Annotated in this window: 19 protein-coding genes; 11 read left to right on the forward strand and 8 right to left on the reverse strand. The window is 50.0% G+C overall.

Features of this window, described 5'->3' with window-relative positions; genetic code table 11:
* Positions 1-122: 122 nt before the first annotated feature.
* Positions 123-1,244, reverse strand: coding sequence for a DNA-processing protein DprA (gene dprA, locus B153_RS0117380; RefSeq protein WP_020598013.1), 1,122 nt, complete (start codon positions 1,242-1,244; stop codon positions 123-125).
* A gap of 527 nt (positions 1,245-1,771) precedes the next feature.
* A complete protein-coding gene (locus tag B153_RS0117390; RefSeq protein ID WP_020598015.1) occupies positions 1,772-2,107 on the reverse strand; it encodes a MerR family transcriptional regulator in 336 nt (111 codons plus the stop codon).
* Between the two features lie 167 nt (positions 2,108-2,274).
* Here B153_RS0117390 and alaS point away from each other — a divergent pair, with 167 nt between their 5' ends.
* From alaS to B153_RS0117410, 4 genes are all read left to right on the forward strand, one after another.
* Entirely contained in the window at positions 2,275-4,935 is a 2,661-nt protein-coding gene (gene alaS, locus B153_RS0117395) for an alanine--tRNA ligase (protein ID WP_020598016.1), read from the forward strand.
* Between the two features lie 139 nt (positions 4,936-5,074).
* Positions 5,075-6,505, forward strand: coding sequence for an amidohydrolase family protein (locus B153_RS0117400; RefSeq protein WP_026262235.1), 1,431 nt, complete (start codon positions 5,075-5,077; stop codon positions 6,503-6,505).
* A complete protein-coding gene (murI, locus tag B153_RS0117405; protein WP_020598018.1) occupies positions 6,505-7,347 on the forward strand; it encodes a glutamate racemase in 843 nt (280 codons plus the stop codon). Before B153_RS0117400 ends, murI begins: the two co-directional genes overlap by 1 nt.
* A gap of 104 nt (positions 7,348-7,451) precedes the next feature.
* The gene (locus B153_RS0117410) at positions 7,452-7,652 is read left to right on the forward strand and encodes a hypothetical protein (protein WP_157634733.1); all 201 of its coding nucleotides are present in this window, start codon (positions 7,452-7,454) and stop codon (positions 7,650-7,652) included.
* Here the strand turns inward: B153_RS0117410 and B153_RS0117415 are convergent.
* The gene (locus B153_RS0117415) at positions 7,641-9,998 is read right to left on the reverse strand and encodes a C1 family peptidase (protein WP_020598020.1); all 2,358 of its coding nucleotides are present in this window, start codon (positions 9,996-9,998) and stop codon (positions 7,641-7,643) included. The genes B153_RS0117410 and B153_RS0117415 overlap by 12 nt on opposite strands.
* A 97-nt stretch (positions 9,999-10,095) precedes the next feature.
* On the opposite strand from B153_RS0117415, the gene B153_RS0117420 reads away from it, so the two are divergent.
* Positions 10,096-12,084 (forward strand): tetratricopeptide repeat-containing sensor histidine kinase, encoded by a 1,989-nt coding sequence (locus B153_RS0117420; protein WP_020598021.1) that lies wholly within the window; start codon positions 10,096-10,098, stop codon positions 12,082-12,084.
* A 13-nt stretch (positions 12,085-12,097) separates the two neighbouring features.
* On the opposite strand, the gene B153_RS0117425 is transcribed toward B153_RS0117420, so the two are convergent.
* A complete protein-coding gene (locus B153_RS0117425) occupies positions 12,098-14,485 on the reverse strand; it encodes a TonB-dependent receptor (RefSeq protein WP_020598022.1) in 2,388 nt (795 codons plus the stop codon).
* Positions 14,486-14,751: 266 nt separating this feature from the next.
* Here B153_RS0117425 and B153_RS0117430 point away from each other — a divergent pair, with 266 nt between their 5' ends.
* From B153_RS0117430 to B153_RS0117455, 6 genes are all read left to right on the forward strand, one after another.
* Positions 14,752-15,753 carry a sulfite exporter TauE/SafE family protein gene (locus tag B153_RS0117430; RefSeq protein WP_020598023.1) on the forward strand — a complete coding sequence of 334 codons (1,002 nt, stop codon included), beginning with the start codon at positions 14,752-14,754 and terminating at the stop codon, positions 15,751-15,753.
* A gap of 11 nt (positions 15,754-15,764) precedes the next feature.
* Positions 15,765-16,277 (forward strand): HPP family protein, encoded by a 513-nt coding sequence (locus B153_RS0117435; RefSeq protein ID WP_020598024.1) that lies wholly within the window; start codon positions 15,765-15,767, stop codon positions 16,275-16,277.
* 145 nt (positions 16,278-16,422) lie between these two features.
* Positions 16,423-17,094 (forward strand): RNA polymerase sigma-70 factor, encoded by a 672-nt coding sequence (locus B153_RS35375; RefSeq protein ID WP_245564900.1) that lies wholly within the window; start codon positions 16,423-16,425, stop codon positions 17,092-17,094.
* Positions 17,095-17,097: 3 nt separating this feature from the next.
* Entirely contained in the window at positions 17,098-18,195 is a 1,098-nt protein-coding gene (locus B153_RS0117445; protein WP_020598026.1) for a FecR family protein, read from the forward strand.
* A gap of 56 nt (positions 18,196-18,251) precedes the next feature.
* A complete protein-coding gene (locus tag B153_RS0117450) occupies positions 18,252-20,093 on the forward strand; it encodes an STN and carboxypeptidase regulatory-like domain-containing protein (RefSeq protein ID WP_020598027.1) in 1,842 nt (613 codons plus the stop codon).
* Positions 20,094-20,252: 159 nt separating this feature from the next.
* The gene (locus B153_RS0117455; RefSeq protein ID WP_020598028.1) at positions 20,253-20,969 is read left to right on the forward strand and encodes a head GIN domain-containing protein; all 717 of its coding nucleotides are present in this window, start codon (positions 20,253-20,255) and stop codon (positions 20,967-20,969) included.
* Between the two features lie 101 nt (positions 20,970-21,070).
* Here B153_RS0117455 and B153_RS0117460 read toward each other — a convergent pair whose 3' ends face one another.
* The 4 genes from B153_RS0117460 to B153_RS0117475 all read right to left on the reverse strand — a co-directional run bounded on the left by B153_RS0117460 (position 21,071) and on the right by B153_RS0117475 (position 24,855).
* A complete protein-coding gene (locus tag B153_RS0117460; protein ID WP_020598029.1) occupies positions 21,071-22,102 on the reverse strand; it encodes an MlaD family protein in 1,032 nt (343 codons plus the stop codon).
* Positions 22,103-22,198: 96 nt separating this feature from the next.
* A complete protein-coding gene (locus B153_RS0117465) occupies positions 22,199-22,957 on the reverse strand; it encodes an ABC transporter ATP-binding protein (RefSeq protein WP_020598030.1) in 759 nt (252 codons plus the stop codon).
* A gap of 94 nt (positions 22,958-23,051) precedes the next feature.
* Entirely contained in the window at positions 23,052-23,864 is an 813-nt protein-coding gene (locus B153_RS0117470) for an MlaE family ABC transporter permease (RefSeq protein WP_020598031.1), read from the reverse strand.
* 172 nt (positions 23,865-24,036) lie between these two features.
* Positions 24,037-24,855, reverse strand: a complete 819-nt coding sequence (locus B153_RS0117475; RefSeq protein WP_040761626.1) for a lytic transglycosylase domain-containing protein — start codon at positions 24,853-24,855, stop codon at positions 24,037-24,039.
* Positions 24,856-25,034 lie beyond the last annotated feature (179 nt).

The raw sequence follows: 25,034 nt of genomic DNA on the forward strand, positions 1-25,034 counted from the left end.
CTATGCAGGTAAATGGTATAAATTGATGATGATCAGGCCTTTCGAGCCTATTGGCTATGCTGAAAGCAATGGACAACTGCAACGGTGTACGCGTCGTCTGGAAAAATAAGCACCAGGTATGATTACACATAGACCAAAGCGTACTTTTTCCCAGGGAGTGAGCGGACAAATCCTCTAAATTCGAGGTTGAGCAACAGGGAAGCCAGCCGTCCCATAGGAACCTGGCTCTTCCAGCTTAGCTCATCGATATGAACATCTGATGCCTGACGTAGCAGAGCAAGAATTTGACTTTCCTCGTCGGTAATATCCAGAGGTAATGAAGTGCCTGAGTGGGTAAAAATCTGTTTGGAAGGTTGAGTTTGGGGCTGATCCCAGTTAAGCGCTTCGATCAGGTCTTTGGGGTTCGTGTAAATCTGGGCTTTATTTTCCCGGATCAGCTTATTACAGCCTGCCGAGAATGTCTGATTTAGTTGACCCGGTACGGCAAATACTTCGCGGTGATAATTATTTGCATATTCGGCCGTAATCAGAGCCCCACCTTTGGCGGCAGCTTCAACCACAACGACAGCATCGCTCAAGCCGGCAATGATTCGGTTGCGAGCTGGAAACAGATGGGCATCGGGTTTTGTACCCGGTGGACTCTCCGTGAGTAAGCCTCCCTGTATGAGCATTTCCTGAGCTGTTTTCTGATGCACATTTGGGTAAATGATATCGATACCGCTGGCCATTACACCAAATGTTGGTAAACCGTGGACCAGGCTGGCGCGATGTGCGGCTATATCGATGCCATAGGCCAGACCACTGATTACGTTGACACCATACGGAAGTAGTGCTTCAATCATGTCGTTGGTAATCCGTCGGCCGTATTCGGTAGCCTGCCGGGTACCCACCAGGCCGATGGTTCGAGTAGCATTCAGATCACCTGCACCCTGAACATAGAGTAGGGCTGGGGCGTCGTAAAGGGTTTTGAGTCGGGTAGGATAGGCTTTATCGGTGTAAAAAAGTGCCGAAGCGCCTAAGGTCTCCAGTCGATTTATGATCCGTTCGGCTTCGGTAAGTGAATCCGGTTTTCGAATAGATCGGGCGGTAGCCTCTCCAATGCCCGGAATTTTCAGTAATCGGGCCGGAGGGGATTGGAAAACATCAGTGGCTGACCCGCAGTAGCTAATCAGTTGACGAATCAGTATGCTGCCAATGCCTGGAACAAGGGTAAGGGCAATTTGATGCTGGGTATCAGTCGACACAAATCAATAGGCTTGTTTGGCCACAAACATCTGCTTTTTTGTAGATTATTCCGATACTTGGATACTTATTGCGCGTCTAATTTGTTTTGCTCGTTGACTAGTACCCAATTCGCCAACCCTTGATGGATATTCCCCGATTCAATTTTGACTACTCATTTTAAACCTGGATGCTCTGAAGAACCAATGCATTACGACCGATGAGATTGAAGGAGTATTTTATAATGCCCAAACGTTTTATGATGATTTTGACCGGGTTGAAGAGTTTGAGTATATGATTGGATTCAGTTTGAAATCTAAATTTTTAGCATTTACATTTACATTAATCGGAGAAGAAACAGTCCGTTTTATCCAAGTATATTTGCCCCATGAAAGAGAAATTCGCTTCCGATACTACAATGGCTGATTTCAAAAAACGCTTTCCGACTAGGGAAGATTGGGAAAACTGGTTATTGAACCAGCCTCGATCTAGCCGAACAGCTTCGGATTTTTTTGTAGAAGTAGCGAAAAAGAGGGCTAGGCAGAAATAATCACTCGTCGCTTCCTATACCATCCCGAAGTTTCTCCAGAAACGATTTGAGCTTTTTGAGTTTGACAACGTAGCGGGCGTTTTCCTGCTTTCGGCTTTCCCGTTCTTTCAGAAACTCTCGGGCGCCCGGCAGTGTGTATTTTTGATTGTTGATCAGATCCAGAATTTCCGTCAGATGGTCGATGTCGGCCTGCGTATAAATCCGGTCGCCAGAGCGGTTTTTCTTGGGTTGTAGGGTGGGGAACTCCTTTTCGTAGTAGCGTAGCTTGGAGGCATTGATGCCAAATAACTCGGCCACCTCTTTTATACCGTAATAAAGCTTACCTGAACCTTCCATTCGACAAACTTGCTGACGTTCCGTCAAACCTGCAACGTTTTGGCGTATTTTTGCAAAAAAGTAGTTAGTAGTTAGGAGTGAGCAGTGAGGAGCCATCCGGCGGGTAAGGCATGACCGATTGGCTCCTCACTGCTCGCTCCTCGCTCCTAAAGCCATTAACTAAACAGATGACTTCCCACGAAATACGTCGACATTTTCTCGACTTCTTCCATTCCAAAGGCCACCTGATTGTGTCGTCAGCTCCGCTTGTTGCTAAAAACGACCCGACGCTGATGTTCAATAACTCAGGTATGGCGCAGTTTAAAGATTTTTTCCTCGGCAATGGTACGCCCCCGTCCAAGCGGGTGGCCGATACGCAGAAATGCCTGCGTGTGTCGGGTAAACACAACGACCTCGAAGATGTAGGGTTCGATACCTATCACCACACCATGTTCGAGATGCTTGGCAACTGGTCGTTCGGGGACTATTTCAAAAAAGAAGCGATTGAATGGGCGTGGGAACTCCTGACCGAAATTTATAAACTGCCGAAAGATCGGCTATATGTATCCGTATTTCAGGGGGATCAAAAAGATAACGTTCCCTTCGATCAGGAAGCGTTCGATCTCTGGAAACCCATTGTGGGCGAAGACCGGATCATTTACGGGAATAAGAAAGACAACTTCTGGGAAATGGGTGATACGGGTCCCTGCGGCCCCTGTTCAGAAATTCACGTTGATCTGCGTTCGGCCGAAGAGGTAGCCGAAACGCCAGGAAAAGAACTCGTCAATGCCGACCATCCTCAGGTTGTCGAAATCTGGAACCTGGTATTCATGCAGTTCAACCGGAAAGCCGATGGGTCGCTGGAACCATTGCCTGCCCGCCATGTGGATACAGGTATGGGCTTTGAGCGGTTGTGTATGGCGATTCAGGGTAAAAAATCGAACTACGATACCGATGTGTTTTCGGGGACCATTCATGTGATCGAAGAACTGTCGGGCAAAAAATATGAGGCTGGTACGAGCATGACTGATGTGGCTATGCGCGTCATAGCCGACCATATCCGGGCCGTATCGTTTGCCATTGCCGATGGACTGGTGCCCTCGAATGCTAAAGCAGGGTATGTGATCCGCCGGATTCTGCGCCGGGCCATCCGGTACGGGTATTCGTACCTGAACCTGACGGAGCCGTTCATGACCAAACTCGTGCCCACGCTGGCCATGCAGTTTGCCGACGTTTTCCCCGAGTTGAACGCCCAGCGCGATTTTGTTGCAACGGTGATCCGGGAAGAAGAAATCGCCTTCCTCCGGACGTTGGGAACCGGACTTGGCCGACTGGATCAGATCATCGGTCAACTGACTACGGATGGAAAAACAGAAATTCCGGGCGAAACGGTTTTTGAACTGAACGACACGTTTGGCTTCCCGGCTGATTTAACAGCGTTGATTGCTCGTGAAAAGGGCTTACAAATCGATCAGGCAGGTTTTGAGAAAGCCCTGCAGGAGCAGAAAGCCCGGTCGCGGAAAGATGCGGCCTCGTCGGCTGGCGACTGGATCGAACTGGCTGAACTGGACAGTAAGGTTGAGTTTGTCGGGTATGACCAGCCTGATACTTACGCCCAGATTGTGAAGTATCGGAAGATTCAGAACAAACAGGGAACGCAGGTTCAGGTGGTACTGGATAAAACCCCATTCTATGCCGAATCGGGTGGACAGATTGGCGACACGGGGGTTCTTGAACTGTTCAAGGATTCTGACCAGATCGGTACACTGACGGTACTCGATACGAAAAAGGAAAATGATCTGGTGATTCATATTGTCCAGAATGCGGACGGTATCGACGATTTGCTGACCGAAGCCGATACAGTTTATGCCGTCATCAATACGTCGCGCCGTGGCCTCATTGCCAGCAACCACTCAGCTACGCACCTGCTGCATTCGGCCCTTCGTGATGTGCTGGGTACGCACGTTGCCCAGAAAGGCTCCTATGTTGGCCCCGACGCCCTCCGCTTCGACTTCTCACACTTCAGCAAAGTGACCGACGAACAACTGGCTGAAGTAGAACGAATCGTAAACGAGAAAATTCGGGAAGATATTAAGCTGGACGAAAAGCGAAACGTACCCATCGAACAAGCCAAAGCACTAGGCGCTACGGCTCTGTTTGGCGAGAAATACGGTGATTTTGTGCGGGTCATCACCTTCGATCCCAGCTATTCAGTCGAACTCTGTGGAGGGACGCACGTACCCGCAACGGGCCATATCGGGCTGTTCAAGTTTACGGGCGAAGGGTCTGTTTCGACGGGGGTGCGTCGGGTAGAGGCTAAAACATCAGCAGGTGCCGAAGCCCTGATCAACGAGCAGATGTCCGTAGTGTCGGAGTTGAAAGAACTGCTCAAAGCCCCGAAAGATGTGGTGAAAGCTGTTCAGGCATTACTCGAAGAGCGAAGCGCGTTGCAAAAGCAGGTTGAAGCCCTACAGAATGAAAAAGTACAGCAGTTGAAAAATCAATTGCTGGAAAAGGTTGAAACCGTCAACGGGCATTCGCGACTGGTAGAGAAAGTAGACGTACCTTCGGCCGATGCCCTGAAACAACTGGCCTACGATCTGAAAGCGAAAGTGGATAATCTGGCAGTCGTACTTGGGGCCGATATTAACGGTAAACCTCAACTGGCAGTGATGCTGCCCGATTCGCTTATTCAGGGAAAAAACCTGAATGCGGGTCAGGTGGTGAAAGAACTGGCAAAGAACATCAAAGGCGGTGGGGGAGGTCAACCCTTCTTTGCAACGGCGGGTGGTTCGGATAGTTCGGGCCTGGATGCCGCACTGGCGCAGGGTAGAGAATTGTTGGGGTAAGCTAGTTGTTATTGTACAGAGATGCACAGAGAAATTAGAGAGATACACAACGGTTTTTCTCTTTAACTCCTCTGTGCATCTTTGTTTTACTCCGTGTATCTCTGTGTAATAAACTTTTCTATTAAACGAATCTATGCCCATGATGCGACGCTTTATCATTAACCTTCTTGTTTTGATTATACTCACCAATACCGCTCAAGCGCAGAAACAGAACGTTGATGTGTTGATCAAGTCGGGTTCTTTGATCGATGTGCGGACGGGTAATGTATTGACAAAGAAGTTGATCGCTACACGTGGCAAGACGATTGTTGGTGTGTTCGATGAGTCGCAGGTACGTAATTTCCAGGCGAAAACGGTGATTGACGCCAAGGGTAAATACATCATTCCGGGGCTTTGGGATATGCATGTGCACTTTGGTGGGGGCGATACGCTGATTGACGAAAATAAGGCGCTGCTTCCGCTGTACATCGCGCATGGAATCACGGCCATACGCGATGCGGCTGCCGATCTGAGTCCGTCGGTGCTGGCCTGGCGCGACCAGATTGCAAAGGGTACGCTGGAAGGACCGACCCTGTTTACATCGGGACCCAAACTGGAAGGCTATAAATCAAGCTGGGTAGGTGATATTGAAGTGAGTACACCCGCCGAAGTCGATAAGATGCTGGATTCACTGCAAGGATTGAAAGTCGATTTTGTGAAGATTACCGATAATGCCATCAAGCCGGATATCTACCTCTACATTTTGCAGGAAGCTAAAAAACGGGGGATGAAAACATCGGGCCACGTCCCATTTGCCCTAACGATGGATGAGGTGACTTCGGCCGGACTAGGCTCGGTCGAACATCTGAGTTATCTGCTGAAAGCGGGTTCGTCGCGCGATAAGGAAGTGGCCGACAAAGTGCGGGCCGGTACGCTTACGGCCCGAGTGGCCTCACCCATGGTTACACAGAGTTTCGACGAGGCAACGGCTATGGCCGTGTATGGACGGATGGCTCAGCGCGGAACCATTGTGGTCCCTACATTGACCATTAGCCATATGATTGCTTTTCTGGATCAGGACAATCACCAGCGCGATACATACCTCTCATACATTGGTCAGGGGCTGAAAAATACCTATGCCTGGCGGGTGAGCCGGGTCGCAAACGATGGACCAGACGCCATTGCGGAGCGACATGCACTGTATGAAAAAACGAGCGCCTTGTTGCCTCTGCTGCACAAAGCGGGTGTGACCATTATGGCCGGAACGGATGCCGGTTTTCTGAATTCATATGTGTATCCGGGTTTAGGGCTCCATCATGAACTTGGTTATTTTGTGAAGGCAGGTTTAACACCCTTACAGGCTCTGCAATCGGCCATTCTGCCTGGTCCTGCATTTCTGGGGAAAACGGCGTTGTATGGCGACATTGCCGCCGGTAAAAGTGCCGATATTGTATTACTCGACCAGAATCCATTGCAGTCTATTGTGGCTACCCAGGCCATTAACACCGTGATACTGCGCGGAACCGTGTATACCCGAAAGGCGTTGGATGGGTTACTGGCCGAAGCAAAAAAGAAAGCCAGTACCCGATAATGACCCTTTCGTCGCAACCGATTGGCGTATTTGATTCCGGCTACGGTGGCCTGACCATCTTACGCGAAATTGTTAAAAAGCTCCCTCAATACGATTACGTATACCTGGGCGATAACGCCCGAACCCCCTATGGTACGCGCTCGTTTGAAACCGTTTACCATTATACCCTAGAGTGCGTTCGGCATCTGTTCGATCAGGGTTGCCGACTGGTGATTCTGGCTTGTAATACGGCTTCGGCCAAGGCGTTACGGAATATCCAGCAACTGGATTTACCCACATTAGCGCCCGGATTGGATGGGCCTGGCAGACGGGTGCTGGGCGTAATTCGACCCACAACTGAGGTTATTGGCCAGTACTCAAAAACAGGCAACGTCGGCATTCTGGCGACGCGCGGAACCGTGACGTCGGAATCGTATATGGTGGAGATTGAAAAGTTTTTCCCGAAGCTAAGCGTGTTTCAGGAAGCTTGTCCGATGTGGGTGCCGCTGGTCGAAAATGGGGAGTACGATCATCCCGGAGCCGATTATTTTGTCAAACAGCATATCGACAGACTGCTGGCTAAATCGCCCGAAATCGACACGATTCTGCTGGCCTGTACGCATTACCCGCTATTGCTGGATAAAATCCGTCAGTATGCTCCTGCCCACGCTACCATTTTGAGCCAGGGTGGTATCGTGGCCGACAGTCTGGCAGACTACCTGATACGTCACCCCGAAATCGAAGCACAGTGTAGTCAGTACGGACAGCGCACGTTTCTGACTACCGACTCAACCGACGATTTCGACCGACAGGCCACCGTTTTTTATGGTGAGCCAGTGCAGTCGGCCCATCTGGTGCTGTAAATTCTCCGGCGTTTGTTTTGTTGATGAGTTTTACGGGTAATAATCAGTACATTAACGGCTTATTTGTTACATTTACCCAAACGAACCTCTTAACAAAAGCCACCATGAACAAACTTTTTACGTCCGTTTTTACGATTCTTTCGGTTGCCACAACTGGCATGGCACAAGTGAAAAATGGTGGGGGCGTTGGGAAGGATACGGGAGGAGCCACTTTTTCAGGGATCGATTTGGTATCCATCGTTATTGGTTTAGTAATCGGCCTGATTATCGGCTATCTGTTGGGTAAACGGTCGTCAAGGTCGTAGTGCGTTTACATGGTTGATCGCTAACAGTAAGGGAACGATGTAGGGTCGGCCTTTCAGGGAAGGGTCTGAATAGTAAAAGAAGCCGGTTTTCTTCGATTTGTAAGCCAGTTTATTGCGTTGAAGAAGCGGGTTTATGTTCCCAAAAACGGCTCCTACGCGTTCGGGGAAGGTTCCTGTCTGCGTTTGGAGCTGATGACGGATGGCATCCAGGTTATTTAGTTTTTCGCTGGAGAAAATAAATAACATATACTCGGTGCTGGGATCGCCGGAAAGGGTCAATAAGGAATCTTTCGTAACATCGACAAGGGTATTGGCCGATAGAAGTGGAGAATACATACCCGACGGAAAGAGCGTTGTCTGTACACTGTCTTTTGAATTAGCCGCCAGCACGTATAGATACGACTGGGTGGTTGCCTTTATCGATAGCCGTAAGGAGGTGCCGGTTGGAAGTGGTTTTGAAACCGTATAGCCTTTTAGAGAACGGCCATATGGGGTGATCGAAGTGACCAGCGGGGTCGTAGGTGAAAGGGCATGGTAGAGCGAAACATCGGCCGACAAAACAACGGCGTCATTCGTGGAAGGTAAATATGCCTGATAACCGTACTTGGCAAAGCGGGCAAAATTCTCATAGGTGATCCAGAAGAAACCGTTATCGCCCCAGTGTTTCCCCCAACTGTTGATTAATTTGAAAGCCCCTTTTCCCAACATCTTATCGTCGTAACCGACCACGCAAAGGGCATGGCCAAAGTCGAGCGTATTTGATGCGTCGGGGTTCCACTGGCTGGCAGGAGGAGCCGTATCCGACGAGACGAGTTGCATAACGGAATTTTTGAGCTTGGTGAAAAAGAGCCGACTAAACGAAAGATTGCCAATCGAAGGGGTTAGCTCCAGGCCGATTACAACCGGTGAACGCTCCGCCAAAGCCTGCTTGGTTGCCAACACTTTATCGGTTTTGTCGTCGGTAATGCTGAACAGTTTAACATAGTCAAGTAGTTTTGAGTTGGGAGCCGGTTTGGCAGAAGGAGGGCCAAGGCAGGCGTTTACATCGGGATAACTCGCAAAACTGGCCAACCCAAATTTTTGACAAAAGTCGAAGGCGCTCTCTGCAAAAACGCCAAATGTGCAATTGCCGTCCCCTGCATCTTTGATGTAATTGTAGAGATACGACGGCGAAAAACTATGCTTACGTATCGCTGCTTTATCGGTGAGGTTACGTTTTATCGCTTCCAGCGTCGAGCGCATATAATAGCCAATCGCAACCGCCACACACATCCCCTCATTGCCCTGATCGACAACCGGGGGCGTATACTTCGATAAGTCGATGGACGGAGGAATGGGCTTCCCCAACTTGAGTATGGGCTTCTGGAGCAGCGCATTATACTTCTCCTCATCCACTCGAAAGCCCTGCCAGGTTGCCCCTTGCGAGGCATTGCCTGAGGGGGGGGGGATAGCTGGATTGCGGGCTAATTTTTGTTGTTCGTTGCAGGGGGCTATAGCAAGAATCGTGCTTTGTCGGTTATCGGGCATGTATATGTCCGTAATGGCTTGCACCTGCTGAAACGATACAGTCGAAAGCTCTGCTGGCCGGGTATTGTCCAGTATAGTAAGAAAGGCTTTATTGAAGGCATTTGTAAACAACGAACCTGCATTTCCATTCCCCTGATAGCGAAATTTAGGATTTAAGGAACTGCCAAACTTGACGATGCCACAGTTTTGTACGAAAAGTCGTTTGAGGATTTCCCGTTCCAGATTAACGGTATAAACTACAGTGCCAGCTATGGCTCCTTCTTTCAGGGTTGTTTCGGTCTTATAATCGGCCAGAATCAGGCTAAGGTGTGCTTTTTGGGCTTTCAACCATTTTTCCAGTTCACTGACTGCGAAGCCCCGTTCGGGTACATCGTCCAGTCGCCAGTTGGCCAGGTTAGCATTAGGGGCGGTTGCGGCAATACCATAACCTGAAAAATAGACGATGATAATATCCTTTGGATTTGTTTGGAGAGACGAAACGGTTTCTTTTAGGTTCTGACTGGTAAAGTGCTCTTTCGGTACCCGCCAGTACTGGATTTGATAGGTCAGTCCACGGGCAATTTTATTGATGACCTGTGCCAGCAGGCTGTCGTTCTCCATGTTGATGCGGGCCAATTCAAGCTCATTCTGTTCTTCAACATAAACGACATGAAGTTGTGGCTGGCTGGCCGGTGGGCGGGGTAACGGAGTGGGTTGTTGGTTGGGCAGCAAATTGGCAGAATGGCTCAACTCGGGCGTACTCGTTCCCAGAAAACGGATCTGGGCAAAAACCGCTATCGTACAATAGCAAAAGAAGACTAGTAAACCAATGCGTTTCATCGAGTGAGGTAAGGTAGGAAGATTATGTGATTATGCCGTTTCGGCTGATAATCAATGTGCAACGAATATATATATTTGTTAGCCAACTCATATCCCTATGAAGCCTCTTTTCCTGCTCATTGGTTTGTCAGTCGTTTCGTACCCAACGATTGCCCAGATCAGCCTGGCCGATAGTCTGCAACATCTTCTGAACCAGCCCATACCCGATACCACCAAAGTGCTGACGCTCGACCGCTTAGGTCGTGTACTGATGTATTCAAAACCATTTGATGCCATGCAATATGCCCGGGATGGGTTACGAATTGCCCAGCGCATTGGGTATACACGGGGAGAGGCTCGGATTCAAAACCGGATAGGTACCATTTTTCGCCTGACGGGTAATTACGATCAGGCCTTAAAAGCGCATCTGGCCTCCATCAACATTGCCGAAGCGAATCAGGATAAGGACGCCTTGGCCCGAACGTATAATAACCTGGGTAACCTGTATATCGAACAGAATAATTGGGCGCAGGCCATCCGCTATCTGCAAAAAGCTCTTGTACTGGCCGAAGAGCTGAAAGACAACGATTTAAAGCAAATAGCGATTACTAACCTGGGCTATGATTACATTTCGCAAAGCCGATTGGATTCGGCCCTGAAGTATACGACCATGGCTTATCAGGAAGCGGTGAAGCTTAATAATGCCGATAAGCAGGCCGAACTGATGAATCTGGGTAATGTGTACGGCCAGCTTGGTAAATACAAAGAAGCCCTGCGGTATTTCAGACTAAGTGTGGAAAATGGAAAAACATTGCAAAATGCCCGCGTACTGAGCCAGACGTATTATGAAATGGCCGACGTCTTTAAAAAAATGAATCAGCGCGATTCGGCAATTTATTATGCTACCCAATCGCTGAATGTAGCGCAGCAAAGCGCCCTACAACTGAATATTATCAAAGCCAGCTCATTACTGACCGATACCTACGAGCCAACAGACCCGAGACGGGCAATGGCCTATTTGAAAATTGCCACCGTAGCCAAAGACAGTCTGGTTAATGCCGAAAAAATTAAAAACTTTCAGAATATCGAGTTTAACGAGAAAATGAGGCATGAAGATGAGCAGCGGCTGGAAGAAAAATACCGGACTCGAATCACCATTTACCTGCTCATTGGGGCCATTGGCACCTTCATAGCCATTGCGTTTATACTCTACCGTAACAACCGGATCAAGCAGAAAGCGAATGTGATTCTGAAACAGCAGCGGGATGAAATCAATATTCAGCGACAAAAAGCGGAAACCGCGCTGACGGAATTGAAGGCCACGCAGAATCAGCTAATTCAGCGCGAAAAGCTGGCGAGCTTAGGCGAACTTACGGCAGGTATAGCCCACGAAATTCAGAACCCTCTGAATTTCGTGACTAATTTCTCCGAAGTCAGCACTGAACTGATTGATGAATTAGGACAAGGTCCTTTCCAGCAACTCAATGACGCTGATAAACAGTATGCGGAAGAAATTATTGGGGATTTGCGGGTGAACCTCCAAAAAATCAATCATCATGGGAAACGGGCCGATGCCATTGTACGGGGCATGCTGGAGCACTCCCGGACATCGACGGGGGAAAAAGCCCCTACGCCCTTGAATAAACTGGTCGAGGAACATCTGCATCTGGCCTTTCAGGGCTACCGAAACAAAGTCAAAGAGTTCACGTGTCAATTGGAAACGGATTTTGGTGATCATGTGGGCATAGTACAACTCGTTGCTCAGGATGTAGGTCGGGTATTGCTGAACCTGTTCAACAACTCGTTTTATGCCATGCATCAGAAACGCACCCAATTCGCTGGCGACTATCGACCGACCCTATGGGTGAGTACGCGCCAGCAAAATGGATGCGTTGAAATCCGCGTGAAAGACAATGGTGCAGGGATTCCAGAAACAATAAAATCGAAAATCTTTCAACCTTTTTTTACTTCAAAGCCTACGGGCGAAGGGACAGGGCTTGGTTTGAGCCTGAGTTTCGATATTATTGCCAAAGGGCATGGGGGTGAACTAACGGTCGAAAGCCAGGAAGGCGAAGGGACCGAATTCATTATCCGACTGCCGGTATAGCTGGCTCCAGGCCTTAAAATACCACCCGATAGCTAAGAATTGGGATCAGACCGCTTCCGTAGCTGATTTTAAGCGTACCGCTGGACGGGTCATAGTAGCGTCCATAGATGTTTTGACGATTGATGGCATTCTGTACATCCAGCGAGAGGGTACGGGTTGAGTGTGGACGGTTTTTCTTCCAGCTTAGCCGGATATCGGGACGAAAATAGGCGGGTAGTTGTTCGGTAAAGGCCTGATTTTCGATGTAAACCGTTTCGCCCAGGCGTTTGGATTCGGCCAGATCGATAGGGGTGTCGCGGTAGCCGCCATAGTAGCTGAGTTTCAGATTGAGCCCGAACACGCTGGAGCCCGATACCCATTCCTTTCCGGCCAGCAAACTTTGCGCAAAACGCCCGTTCCAGCGGGTACTGCGCCATACACCATCCGACCCCTGATAGTCGGAATTATAGAGCGATGATGAGAGCAGAAAATAGTAGCTGTTGCCCGATGCTGCTTTGAGCAGGAATTGCTCCAGCGTCAGTTCCAGCCCGTAGTTACGCCCGTGTCCGGCGTTGGTCAGTACCTGGTCGGTAAAGCCATCAAATCGGTTGATGATTGCAAACGAGTTTTTCTCCGTGGCGCTCACCGGAATATTGAACAGATGCTGGTAATAGGTTTCCAGTTTCAGCCGCAGCGGAGAGTCCGTTTGTCGATGATTAAGTCGTCGATCATACGCCAGCACGTACTGATGCGAGCGGGTAAAGCCCAACGCCCGGTTGGATATTCCGGCAGGATTACCCGATGGATCGGTCGGCATCATAAAATAGGTGGCCGGATTCTGAATCTGGCTGTGTAGGCCATACCCCAGACTGACGGACTGATCAGACGAAAAGGCCCATCGGATCGAACCTCGTGGCTCCAGGGCCGAGGTTCCGTTGAGGGCCAGATAGAGATAATGCATCCCCACATTGACTGTCAGTTGCTCCGAAGCCCGGTAGTTCCATTGGCCAAATGCCTGTGCGGTTTGCGTTTGGTCGCTAACCTCCACCCGCGTTAGCAATCGACGTTGTTCGGGTTCCCACGATTTTTGATGCAGATTGTAAATCAGTTGCGTACCGATCAATCCGGCCCGAAAGGTGTGCTGAGCGTTGAGTTTATAGGTCAGTGTTGACGAGAGAATCCGCTTTTGAATGGTGTAGGAGGCATCATTCCGTTCAGAAGCGGCATAGCCGTTGGCTGGTTCCAAAAGCGCGTTGCGAAAACTATTTTCATAGCCCGAGGCCAGCAACACGGTTTTTAGCAGGGCTTTCCGCCCAATGGGGAGCGAATGCGTAAGGCCGGCCGCGCCCGTATTGGAGCGGAAATCTTCGTTATACCGATCATAGTCGTTTTCCCACTTTGCCGAATCGGCCGGTGCATTGATTTTGCTGCTGCTGAGGCCACCAAAGCCAAATACCGTAAATGTTCCAGCCTTTCGGGTAGGCAGGTAGATATTGAACGACAGATCCTGAAACACCCGGTCGCCTGTACCGATATTAACCCCCAGTTTCGAAAGTAAGCCCAGGGTAGAGTAGCGGTAATTGATCAGAAACGAACCCGCATATCCTTTTGCTATTGGGCCTTCGGCGGCCAGGTCGATGCCGAGCAAACCGGCCTGGATGGTGTATTCGCGTTTGGTGGTATTGCCCCGTCGTAAGCGCAGGTCAAACACCCCTGATAGCGCGTTGCCGTATTCAGCGGGAAAAGATCCGGTCAGAAAATCCGAATTGGCCAGCAACTGGGCGCTAAGGATCGAAATGCCCCCACCCGCTGTACCCAGGTTGGAAAAATGGTTCGGATTCGGAATTTCGACCCCTTCCATACGCCACAGCAGTCCGTTGGGCGTGTTGCCCCGGATAATGATGTAATTGCCCCCATCGTCGGCACCGACCACACCGGCATAGGCCGTTGCCATACGGGCCGGGTCGTTGACGGCAGCCGCAAATTTCTGCGTTTCTTCGACCGAAAACGTCCGGGCCGATACCGTCGCCATTTCGTTGATTGGTTTGTCTTTGTCGGTGCTTGGCTTTACGGTTATTTCGCCTAGCTGGCTAACGGCTTCTTCGAGAGAAATGCTCAGGACCAGCTCTTTTCCGGCATCGACCGCTATGTTTTGAAGCGTAGCTACTTTATAGCCAACTACGCTGATTTGCAGACTTTGCCGACCAACGGGTACTTGCGTAAGCTGAAACTGGCCCGTCGCATCGGTACTGGTTCCTCTAATGGGCGACGCGTTGAGAAGAATGACCGAGGCACCGGGCAGAGGTGTTTGCAGACTCTGATCGATAACTGTTCCCCGAATGGTTTGGGTTAGCGGCTGGGCATTCAGAGGAAAAGAGAGCAGAAAAATAGCCAGTAAGGTGAATGGTGAGCGAAATTGCATAGCAGCTTGGAAAACGATGGTTCGCTTTCCTGACAGCCGATGAGCCGTTGACCCCTATGCTGCGTGCTAAAAGTTACAGATCAGGATTGGACATGGTCGTGAATCTGGTTAAACAGCATCTGTGCCTCTACAAGCAGGTAACGGTATTGGGCATGGCAATTCGCCGTGAATAAATTGGTTTTTTATTGTAAATCAATTTAGATAGAGTATTTACAATAAGCTTGGCATGATAATGGTAATTAGGTGACTATTAAACTACCTCGTTTATGAAAAGGTTACCCACCGCCTACTTGCTCTTTTTCGCCCTGGTGATGCCTATCTGGCTCATATACATGATTACCCAAAACGGCTTTTCGTTTTACAACGACCATTGGGCCGCTCCTGTCACCATGTTTTTTGGATCGTTCGTGGCCGGAGCCACATCGGAAGGGGGTGGAGCGGTAGCGTTTCCAGTATTCACGTTGCTGCTCAAACTTCCGCCACCCGTAGCCCGTAACTTTTCATTTGCCATACAAAGTATCGGGATGACGTCTGCCAGTCTGTTGATTATCAGTCTGAAAATTCCGGTCGATTGGCGCGCTATCCGTACCGTAACCATTGGTGGTATTCCTGGGTTGCTGTTTGGCGCTTTCTTCGTTGTGCCGCTGATCAGTGGACCCATGACCAAGATTTTCTTTGTGTCGTTGTGGTTGAGTTTTGCGTTTGCGTTGTATTTAGCCAATCGGAAAACGGACCGCGTAACCACCAATGGGCTGGGGCCGTTGAAGGTCGTTGACCTGGTGCGCATCGTTGGCTTTGGCTTTGTTGGGGGAGTCATCACGGCTATTTTCGGCGATGGGATAAATATTTTCACCTTCTGCCTGTTTACGCTGTACTACTCAACCAGTGAGAAGGTCGCCACGCCCACATCCATTATAATCATGACCATCCATACGATCGTTGGCTTTTTGCTGCACGTATTTGTTTTGCATGATTTCCAGCCGATGACCTTTCAGTATTGGATGTGTGCCATTCCAGTTGCTATCCTAATGGCTCCATTGGGGGCCTATATCATTAATTTCCTGACGCGGGAGGCCATTGCCAAATTCCTGTACATCACCACCGTTGTTCAGTATATCGGGGCCTTGATCGCGCTGCGGCCGCCAACGGTTGTCGTATTGATCAGCTTCGGTACGGTAGTTGGTGGGTTTCTGTTTTTCTGGTGGTTGTCAACAATCCGGTCCGGCCCATCGCCTAAGCCATCGGCGTATGTTCCATTGAATTCCTAAACGCCCTCGTTATGCAGACCGCAATTCGCTGGGCCTTGTACATTCTTGGCATCGAAATCCTGTTTCTGGTTGCATTAAAGGTGCAGCATTTGTCGCTAGTGCCTCCGTTGGCGGCAAGTTGTATGCTGCTGGCTGCTAATCCGAAAGGGGCTTTTGCGCAACCCCGTACGGTTTTAGCGGCTTACATACTGGTGGGGCATCTGGGTTTACTCGACTATGTTTTTTGGGGAAATACTCTGTTTGGATTGATGGGTATGATGGTACTGGCCGTTGCCCTGATGGCTTCCGCTTCGTCGGTCCATCCACCGGCCATCGCCCTGTTGTTTCAACTCGCGAAGGCTGCTCATCCTTTTCAGGAATACCTGTTCATGGTGGTGTTTGTACTGGCGATTGTAGGGTATCATTATGCCGCTCAGTGGTTTCTGGAGCAGCTTTACCCCGCCAATCGGGCAAAACCATTTGTTGTAGCGGAATCGAATCCTGGTCCGTATACACCCTATCTGGCTACTGCCGAGCATGAATGATCGAGAATTACTAGCTATTGGACTGAAATTTTTTTTTAAAACAGCGTAGGGGTCGACCGCCTGCTAACTGTCATACAGATGAACAACCGGATGTTTGCCGAAAATGATAGCTTTGCAGTCACCTGTCATTTACCATACTACACCAGTGCCACCAACCGAAGAGGATGTCGTTGCGGCTATCCGGGCCGGTAGCGAGCGCGACTTTGAGGCCATTTTCAGGCAGCATTACGCGTCGCTATGTCGCTATGCCCGTCAGTTATTGCCCGACCCCGACGAAGCCGAAGAGGAAGTCCAGGCGATGTTTCTCGCTATTTGGGAAAAACGCGAAGGGCTACTAATCACCGTATCCCTCAAATCGTATCTGTATCGGTCGGTTCATAATCGCTGCCTGAATCGACTTAAGCACGCGGCTGTCCGGGACGAACATCGCGATTACGTGCATCATGTTGGTGAAGAAATGGCCGAGTCACCCGCCCAACGAGTCATTGGTGAGGAATTGGCCCATCAGATCCAGCGAGCGATTCAGAAACTACCCGAACAGTGTCGTCTGGTCTTTACCTTGAGCCGCTATGAAGAACTTCGGTACGGCGAAATTGCAGAGCAACTAGGCATTTCAATTAAAACGGTTGAGAATCAGATTGGCAAAGCCCTGCGTATCTTACGGACCGAATTGAGTGAGTATCTGCCCATCGTACTGGCACTTGGTATGGGTAATGGCCAGTGGCTGCTGAATACGGTGCGCTGGCTAAACGAAGCCGGCCTGGTATCCGTACTGACCATTACGCCTAATCTGGTATTCATTACTTATTGTCTTTAACTCATGGCCGATCAACAACCCATCGACGATGCCCTACTGGGCAAGTTTCTGGCAGGTGAAACTGATCCGGCCGAATCGGCGCGGGTACGACAATGGCTCATCAGCCGTAATGCGGGAATTTCTGAACCATCGCATGATGATTTTGCCAAGTTTGAACGCATCTGGAATGCTGCCAAACAGGAGCAAGCACCTGCTTCGTCCAGAAAATCGCGAAAAAGTACCTCGTTGGTAGAGAACGTGGATACCGATGCCGCCTGGAAATCAGTGCAACAAAAAATGCGCATCATTGATGGACGTACCGAAGATGCCCCCACAGTCAGGGCATTGCCCAGCCAGCGCACAGAATCGGACGGTTTCTGGCGGCAGACAAGCTATCGAGTGGCGGCAGTATTGGCATTGGTGATGAGCCTGGGCTGGTTGGTGTATCAATTCCGGTATATGGGCCACGATAATCCGGCTATCCATACGGTCACGCTGGTGACGGGCGACCGACAACTTCGAAAAACGCTGCCCGACGGCTCCCGAATTGTACTAAACAGACATTCTACGCTGACCTATCCGGCTGCTTTTGCCGACGAACGACGTGATGTAACCCTGAATGGGGAAGCGTTTTTCGACGTAACCCCCGATCCAGACCGACCGTTTCGCATTCAGGCCCGCCCAACGGTGGTACAGGTACTGGGAACATCGTTCAGCGTTCGGGCGTATGATAATAATGTCAGCGTAGCCGTCCAGACGGGTAAAGTGCGGTTTTCGAGCGGGAACAAAGCACTGCTGCTTACAAAAGATCAGCAAGCTACCTTCGACGAACAGACCGATACCATTCGTCGGGCTGCGCAGTTAGCTCCCAATGCCTTTGCCTACAAAACGGGCCTGCTGGTGTTCGACAATGAACCGTTGGTGAAGGTAGTGCAGACCATCAATCAGTTTTATAGTGCCGACGTTCAACTGGCCAGTACCCGGCTGGACAACTGCCGTCTGAAAACCCGTTTCGATAAAATGTCGCTCGATGAAGTGGTTGCCGTAACGGCCGAAACGCTTGGTTTACAGGTTCGTCATGAAGGGAAGTCGATTATTTTAGACGGTGCCGGGTGCCGATGAATAGGGGTAAGCGACCAGATGGCTGTCTTGTCGTTAAACCACTGTTAGTAAGTCCAATGCGTTACTTTCTTTTTTGCTTCTTTATCAGCCTACACTTGTCGGCGCAGACGATACCCCCACTGGACCGGGTTATTTCAGTAGATATTCGGAACGCTACGCTCGACAATGCACTTCGGCAAATCAGCCGGGCCGGGCGGTTTGAGTTTTCATACGATCCAACCCGGATTGATGGCAACACATCCATTACCTTACGGCTCACGAATGCCCCGGTTCGGGAGGTACTGAACCGGGTATTTCTGAATCGGGTCACGTTTAAATCGCGGGGAAACCACATCATTCTGGTCCGTGTCGATCCGCCAGAATCGGCTCCAAAGAGTTTTCTGCTGGATGGCTATATTCTGGATGAGCAAACTGGCGAACGCATTGCCAGGGCCAGTATTTTCGAAAAAACAACGTTAGCCTCTACGGTCAGCAATCCATTTGGCTATTATAAGCTCCAGTTACCGACCGGGCTTGCCAACGTACGTCTGGATGTTCGTAAACAGGCTTATCTGGGTGAAACGGTGCTGATCCGATCGCGGGTTTCCCATGCCGTCAATATCCGTATGACCCCCCTGCCGCCTACAACCCCGTCGTCGATTCAAACCCTACCGATTCGGGTGACGGAAGATACCATGCGCTCCGCAGAGCCACCTTTAGCTTCCGTTTCGGTCGAAGCGCCAGCACCTATGCTCGATTCAACGGCGCATCAACCCCTGTCGGTGGTCGATAAAGGGTGGGCCGGTATATCGAAATTTTTTGTATCAGCGCAACAGACTATCCACGACATAAACCTGAACCGCGATACGCTTTACCGCGACTGGCAGGTGTCGTTTGTGCCGTTTCTGGGAACCAATGGGCGGTTGAGTGGGCGTATCAGCAACCGATTTTCGGTCAATATGCTCATGGGGTATTCGTTTGGGGTTCGGGCGTTTGAGGTTGGTGGACTAATGAATCTGGTTCGAACGGATGTCGATGGGTTTCAGGCGGCTGGTTTAGCCAACGTGATTGGTGGCCACGTCGACGGAGTTCAGGCGGCTGGTCTAATTAACTACACCAACCATACGGTGAAGGGGGCGCAGTTGGCAGGCCTCATCAATACCGCCGGTCGGTCAGTTACGGGTGCCCAGCTGGCTGGGTTAATCAATTACGCGAATCAGGGAGTTCAGGGTGGGCAGGTTGCCGGATTGATCAATCTATCGGGCCGATCAGTCAATGGGATTCAACTGGCCGGATTGGTAAACGTGGCTCGGGGAGAGGTGCGCGGCTTGCAGATCAGTGGCGTCCTGAACGTGGCCCAGCGAGTGGCCAACGGCCCACAGATTGGGTTGATAAACCTGGCCGACACGGTTGGGAGCGTGCCGATTGGGCTGCTGAGCTTTGTCCGGAAAGGAGGGTACAAGCGTGTTGAAATTGCCGCTAATGAGGTCAATCTGCTGAATGTGACGTTCCGTACGGGTGTCCAGCGGTTGTATAATATTCTGACAGCCGGGCACAGTTTCGACCGAATAGGTAGCCCCCGGCTGAGTGCCGGTTATGGTCTGGGAACGGCCTTTCGGGTGTCGAAAGCTACCTTATTCAATCTCGAACTCATCGATCAGCACCTGTTTTATTTCGATAGAACCTATCCGGAAGGCTGGAACAATCACATTCGGCTGAACACGCTAATTGAGACTCGATTCGGTAACCATCTGGCGTTGGCATTCGGACCGTCGGCCAACTGGTATTTCAGCAACGACAACCGCCCAATTCCGCTGCTGCAACCCGAAATCCTGCTGGTGTCGGATCAGCCAGCCAACTTCAGAAATACGCGTCATTGGGGGTGGATCGGATGCCAGGTTGGCCTGCGGTTCTTTTAAAACCTTCAGCCTATTGCCCGGTTAGGCGGCACGATGCAATTTTTTAGAAAAAGTTTTGTCGTTGCGTAGGGGTGATGGACCCTCTGGCTGTCATGCCTTCAAAGGAGCTAGTATTACAACCTGACTAGTTCCGAAAACTTTTAAAACGACAAGTATACCATGACACGTTCAAAATTTTTAGCCATTACCCTTGTTGCTCTCTCGCTTTCATTAACGGGCTGTTCTTTAATTCGGGAAGATGTTGGCCCTTACCAGAGTGCCCAGCAAAGCTATGGATTTACCAATTTCGACCGACTGGATATGGGGAGTGCTTTTGTGATTACGGTTCAACAGGGACCTGCCTACAGCATTACTGTTGAGGGTGACCGCCGAAACCTGGATGACCTGGATGTGTATACGCGCAATGGCACGCTCAAAGCTCAGTACCGCGTTTCCCGGAATCGTCAATATACCACAACGTTTCGCATTACAATGCCTAGCCTCCGTGGCGTAGATTTTTCGGGTGCTGTTCGGTCAACAATCACAGGGTTTACAAATCTGGATGGGTTCGATGTTACGCTGTCGGGTGCGTCTGAAGGGCAGTTTGACGTACAGGCGGCCCGCCCAACGGTTAATCTGTCGGGGGCTTCGGTGCTTCGAATGAATGGGAAAGGGACCTTTCTGACGGCCGATTTATCCGGCGCATCCAGTTTACAGGCGTTCGATTATCCGGTCGATAATGCAGGGCTGGGCCTGTCGGGAGCCAGCAAAGCCAATGTGACCGTTAGCAGTAGTCTGGTCGTTGAAGCCAGTGGAGCCAGTTCGGTTCGCTACCGTGGTAAACCGGCTGTTGCCCAGCGGGTAAGCGGAGCCAGTACGGTACAGAACGAATTGTAGGGCCTGACCTATTTGGTAAGGAAAGAAGTGCACCTGGTCGAGGTGATTGCCAGGGTTTTTTTTGTCATTCCGCCCGAAGAGCGGAATGACAAAAAAAACCTTTACGGTTTTGGCGTAGCAGCCGCAGTACTATCGGCTTTTTGTTTGGCTTCAGCTTTCGCTTTCTTCTTAAAGAAGCCTCGTAACAGGAAGTTGCTTTGTGCGGCTTTAAGGTCTTCGTTCAGTAATTCCGTACCCTTACTCAAATTACGAAGCGTGACCTGCAGATTGGTTGCCGTTTCCTTGTCGGTCAGCAGAATACCCAGCGGGCTGTTGGTATTGTTTAGTTTATCCGAAGCCCGGTTCAGGTTAATCGATGTTTGCCGTAGCGTAGCCACGCTTTGGTCGGCAGCCGCTACCGTCGATTCAAATCGGGTAGCTGCCCGGCTCAGTCGCCGAAATACCGTTGTATCCGTTACTAACTCATTGGCCAGTGTTCCTTTGGTATTCAGTTTCGCGGCAAATTGAGCCACTGACCCCGTCACCCGCACCGTATTATCCGACGCTTTTTCCAGATTGACCATGGCCCGTTTGAAATTATCCGCTACAATGGAATCGGTCAGGACGGCCCCAACGGTGCCTTTCCCGCGTCGGAGGTTGCCAACCAGTTCTTTAAAATCGTTGGTCACTTTCAGGAGGTTGTTGTTGTTTTCCTGCAGGGTCGCCATAATTTGATCGGAACTCAGGGCTTCGGTGGTTTTAAGCCGGTCGCCGTCTTCAACTTCAGGCTGGCGGGTCGTTCCCCCAGAAATCACGACGATTTTGTTTCCGATAAGTCCATCGGAGCTAATGGAAGCTGACGCATCTTTCCGAATGAATTGTTTGGAGCTTTCCTCGATGTTCATGTCGACCTCTACCTGCGAGTTGCTTACGAAGCTGATGCGCTTGACCGTGCCAATTTTTACCCCTGAAAACCAGACGTTATTGCCATTTTTCAGGCCGCCTACATCTTTAAAAAGGGCAATCAGGCGAACAGTACTGGTAAAGCGTTTTTGCTGGCCACCCAGTACAAATATTCCCGCGATCAGAATAATTATGCCCAGTAGGACAAAGATGCCTACGACCACGGAGCGTTTTGTCGATTCAGTACTCATTTCTAGTAGTAAGTGGAGTCAGTGAAAGTGGTGTAGTATATGCGTTAGTGTAATCGGTGAAGCCTGCAAAATGTTTTAATTCTTCAGGCAATAAGGTCAATCCACAAACTTGTAATCGTAAAATTGTTGTATACGTTCGTCTTTATCGGCAAATACCTCGTCAAATGTACCGACCCGTGCAAATTTGCCATCCAGCAGCATCGCTATTCGGTCGCCAGTCGTTTTAGCACAGGTCAAGTCGTGGGTAATGATGATGGACGTCGCTCCCAGTCGCTCCTGCACATCGTTGATCAGGTTGTTGATTTCGACGCTGGTAATGGGGTCCAGCCCTGCTGTAGGTTCGTCGTACAGCATGATTTCCGGTTTCAGGATCAGCGTTCGGGCAATACCGATCCGTTTTCGCTGTCCACCCGAGAGTTCGGCGGGCATCTGGTCGATGGTTTGTGACAGACCAACATCGTCGAGTGCTTTCTTGACAGCCTTATCGATTTCTGCCCGGCTCAGGTTCCGGACGTTTCGAACCAGCGGAAACTCCAGATTTTCGCGGATGCTCATGCTGTCGTACAGGGCACTGCTCTGGAACGAAAATCCTACTTTCTGCCGGAACGCATCCAGTTCTTTGCCGTGTAGGGTTTCGACGTCTTCGCCCAGAATAATCACTTTACCGGCATCGGGCTTGAGCAGGCCGACCATAATCTTGATCAACACCGATTTGCCCGTTCCTGACCGCCCCAGCACCACCACGTTTTCACCTTTATTCACCTCCAAATCAACCCCACGCAGTACGTGCAAACTGCCAAACGACTTTTTCAGCCCTTTGATCACAATAACGGGTTCATTTTTCTTTTCGCTCATATACGTAATGATTGAATGCGTGAATGATAGAATGATTGAATAGCTGACGCCTGTTTTGATTCAATCATTTAATCATTCACTCATTCAAAATTGTTTAACTGCCCCGAATGGCGCTCACGATTTGCAGTGAGAGCAATTCTTCAATAAATACCAGAAACATGGCTGTGACTACCGATGAGTTTGCCGCCTTTCCAACGCCTTCGGTTCCTTTCGAGGAATGGTAGCCTTTGTAGCAGCCAACCATGCCAATGGTGAAGCCAAACACAATGGATTTGATAACCGACGAGAAAATATCGAGATAGGTAATGGCTCCAAAAACCTCCTGAATGTACGAGGTGAAACTCGTTTGTTCATTGACGTTTACGTTGAGAAAAGCACCGATCAGCGCTACAAAGACCGTGTACATCGTCAGGAGTGGAATCGTAAACGAGGTGGCCAGCACGCGGCTTACAACCAGAAATTTGAACGGGTTAGTACCCGACACTTCCATTGCATCGATCTGCTCGGTAACATTCATCGAGCCGATTTCAGCACCGATGCTTGACCCGACTTTACCGGCTGCTATCAGAGCGGTTACCAGCGGACCCAGGGCCCGAACAACCGCGATGGCAATGAGGGAAGGTAGCCAGGAAGTAGCCCCAAATTCGGAAAGCGATGGGCGCGACTGGTTGGTGAAAACCATTCCGGTAATGAATCCGGTTGTCGATATTAACAGGAGTGATCGATAGCCAACCTCATAGCATTGGCGGATGATCTCCTTGAATTCATAGGGTGGAACAAAAACCTCCTGAAAGAAGCGCCCTATGAAAGCGGCTACATCACCCAGATTTAAAAAAAGCTGGTCTAGCTTTCGTGTAGTGACAGGCCGGCCAGTAGCCTGTTGGGATTTATTGGCGTCCGATTGCATTCAACTGGTGGAAATTAGATTAATGCCAAAAGCAGGCTGGTCAGTAACATAGGGTTACCTATACCCATATAACTGATTTGTTGAGCCGTGGTTTTATTTTGGCAAAAGTAGTCGAAGCGCAACACGTTGTTGCGCTTCGACTACTCAATTCCCTAAAGTTTATGCTGACGGGTTAAGCTGCCTGCTGAAAGCCAATTGGTTGCCAGGCCCGGTAAGCCGTTTGGGAAGCTCGTGACAGAAAAGAGGAGTAATCATTCGGGCGCGACATAACTTCCTTGTATAACAACACCCGGTATAGATAGTAGCGGGTTTCGCGGGGTAAGTTCATGCGGTAATAATCCCGATGGGCGTACCGTTTAAGCTGATTTTTGATCAGGCCCGGTCCTGCATTATACGCAGCTGCTACCAACGACCAGGAGCCTAATTGGGTGTATAGGGCCCGTAAATAGCGGCAGGCTGCATCGGTAGCTTTCTGTACATTGAAACGTTCATCTACGCGTTTACTAACTTTCAGACCCAGATCACGGGCCGTACCGGGCATAAGCTGCCAATAGCCAGCCGCGCCTACCCGAGAGATGGCTTTGGGGCGGAGGGCACTTTCGGCCAATGGGATGTAGCGGAAATCATCAGGAATGTCGTATTTCGCCAGAATCGGATCGATTAATGGAAAAAACGAATCGGCACGTTGCTGGAGGTTGCCCAGGTCACTGGTGTGCGAGCGAAACAGCGTAAATACGTGTTTCCACCGATCTACAACGTCGGATTGATCGAGCGGTAAGCATTCCCCACAAAAATTAACATCGAGCAATGGGAGTTCGGGCGCGAAAGCCAGTGTCGGTTTAAAAAATACTTCCGCAGTAGGGTGGAATTGGCTCGATGCCGTTGCATCCGATTTGGCCACAATACTGGCTTTGGAGAGGAGAGACGCTGGGGCCGCATTCACTGGAATGAACTTCGCGGCAATCGCAACAGCCGGACGTAAAGCGGCCATTAAAACTGAAAATCCAATACGCTTTAACAAAACTAAATTGAGGATGGTAATGAATGATAACGGTGATGGGGTCTGTTTAGTGCCTTGATAATCAATCATATATAAGAAGTGGCGTATGGCGAAAATAGGATTTTTTTATGATGCTGGCACTGGAAGCTACTGAGCGCCAGTAGCTTCCA

This window comes from Spirosoma panaciterrae DSM 21099 (assembly GCF_000374025.1).
GTDB classification, from domain to species: domain Bacteria; phylum Bacteroidota; class Bacteroidia; order Cytophagales; family Spirosomataceae; genus Spirosoma; species Spirosoma panaciterrae.

Excerpts from the sequence above, each read along its gene's own strand:
- B153_RS0117390 (WP_020598015.1), bottom strand. The coding sequence starts at position 2,107 with ATGGAAGGTTCAGGTAAGCTTTATTACGGTATAAAAGAGGTGGCCGAG.
- alaS (WP_020598016.1), top strand. The coding sequence starts at position 2,275 with ATGACTTCCCACGAAATACGTCGACATTTTCTCGACTTCTTCCATTCC.
- B153_RS0117400 (WP_026262235.1), top strand. The coding sequence starts at position 5,075 with ATGATGCGACGCTTTATCATTAACCTTCTTGTTTTGATTATACTCACC.
- murI (WP_020598018.1), top strand. The coding sequence starts at position 6,505 with ATGACCCTTTCGTCGCAACCGATTGGCGTATTTGATTCCGGCTACGGT.
- B153_RS0117410 (WP_157634733.1), top strand. The coding sequence starts at position 7,452 with ATGAACAAACTTTTTACGTCCGTTTTTACGATTCTTTCGGTTGCCACA.
- B153_RS0117415 (WP_020598020.1), bottom strand. The coding sequence starts at position 9,998 with ATGAAACGCATTGGTTTACTAGTCTTCTTTTGCTATTGTACGATAGCG.
- B153_RS0117420 (WP_020598021.1), top strand. The coding sequence starts at position 10,096 with ATGAAGCCTCTTTTCCTGCTCATTGGTTTGTCAGTCGTTTCGTACCCA.
- B153_RS0117425 (WP_020598022.1), bottom strand. The coding sequence starts at position 14,485 with ATGCAATTTCGCTCACCATTCACCTTACTGGCTATTTTTCTGCTCTCT.
- B153_RS0117430 (WP_020598023.1), top strand. The coding sequence starts at position 14,752 with ATGAAAAGGTTACCCACCGCCTACTTGCTCTTTTTCGCCCTGGTGATG.
- B153_RS0117435 (WP_020598024.1), top strand. The coding sequence starts at position 15,765 with ATGCAGACCGCAATTCGCTGGGCCTTGTACATTCTTGGCATCGAAATC.
- B153_RS0117445 (WP_020598026.1), top strand. The coding sequence starts at position 17,098 with ATGGCCGATCAACAACCCATCGACGATGCCCTACTGGGCAAGTTTCTG.
- B153_RS0117450 (WP_020598027.1), top strand. The coding sequence starts at position 18,252 with ATGCGTTACTTTCTTTTTTGCTTCTTTATCAGCCTACACTTGTCGGCG.
- B153_RS0117455 (WP_020598028.1), top strand. The coding sequence starts at position 20,253 with ATGACACGTTCAAAATTTTTAGCCATTACCCTTGTTGCTCTCTCGCTT.
- B153_RS0117460 (WP_020598029.1), bottom strand. The coding sequence starts at position 22,102 with ATGAGTACTGAATCGACAAAACGCTCCGTGGTCGTAGGCATCTTTGTC.
- B153_RS0117465 (WP_020598030.1), bottom strand. The coding sequence starts at position 22,957 with ATGAGCGAAAAGAAAAATGAACCCGTTATTGTGATCAAAGGGCTGAAA.
- B153_RS0117470 (WP_020598031.1), bottom strand. The coding sequence starts at position 23,864 with ATGCAATCGGACGCCAATAAATCCCAACAGGCTACTGGCCGGCCTGTC.
- B153_RS0117475 (WP_040761626.1), bottom strand. The coding sequence starts at position 24,855 with ATGGCCGCTTTACGTCCGGCTGTTGCGATTGCCGCGAAGTTCATTCCA.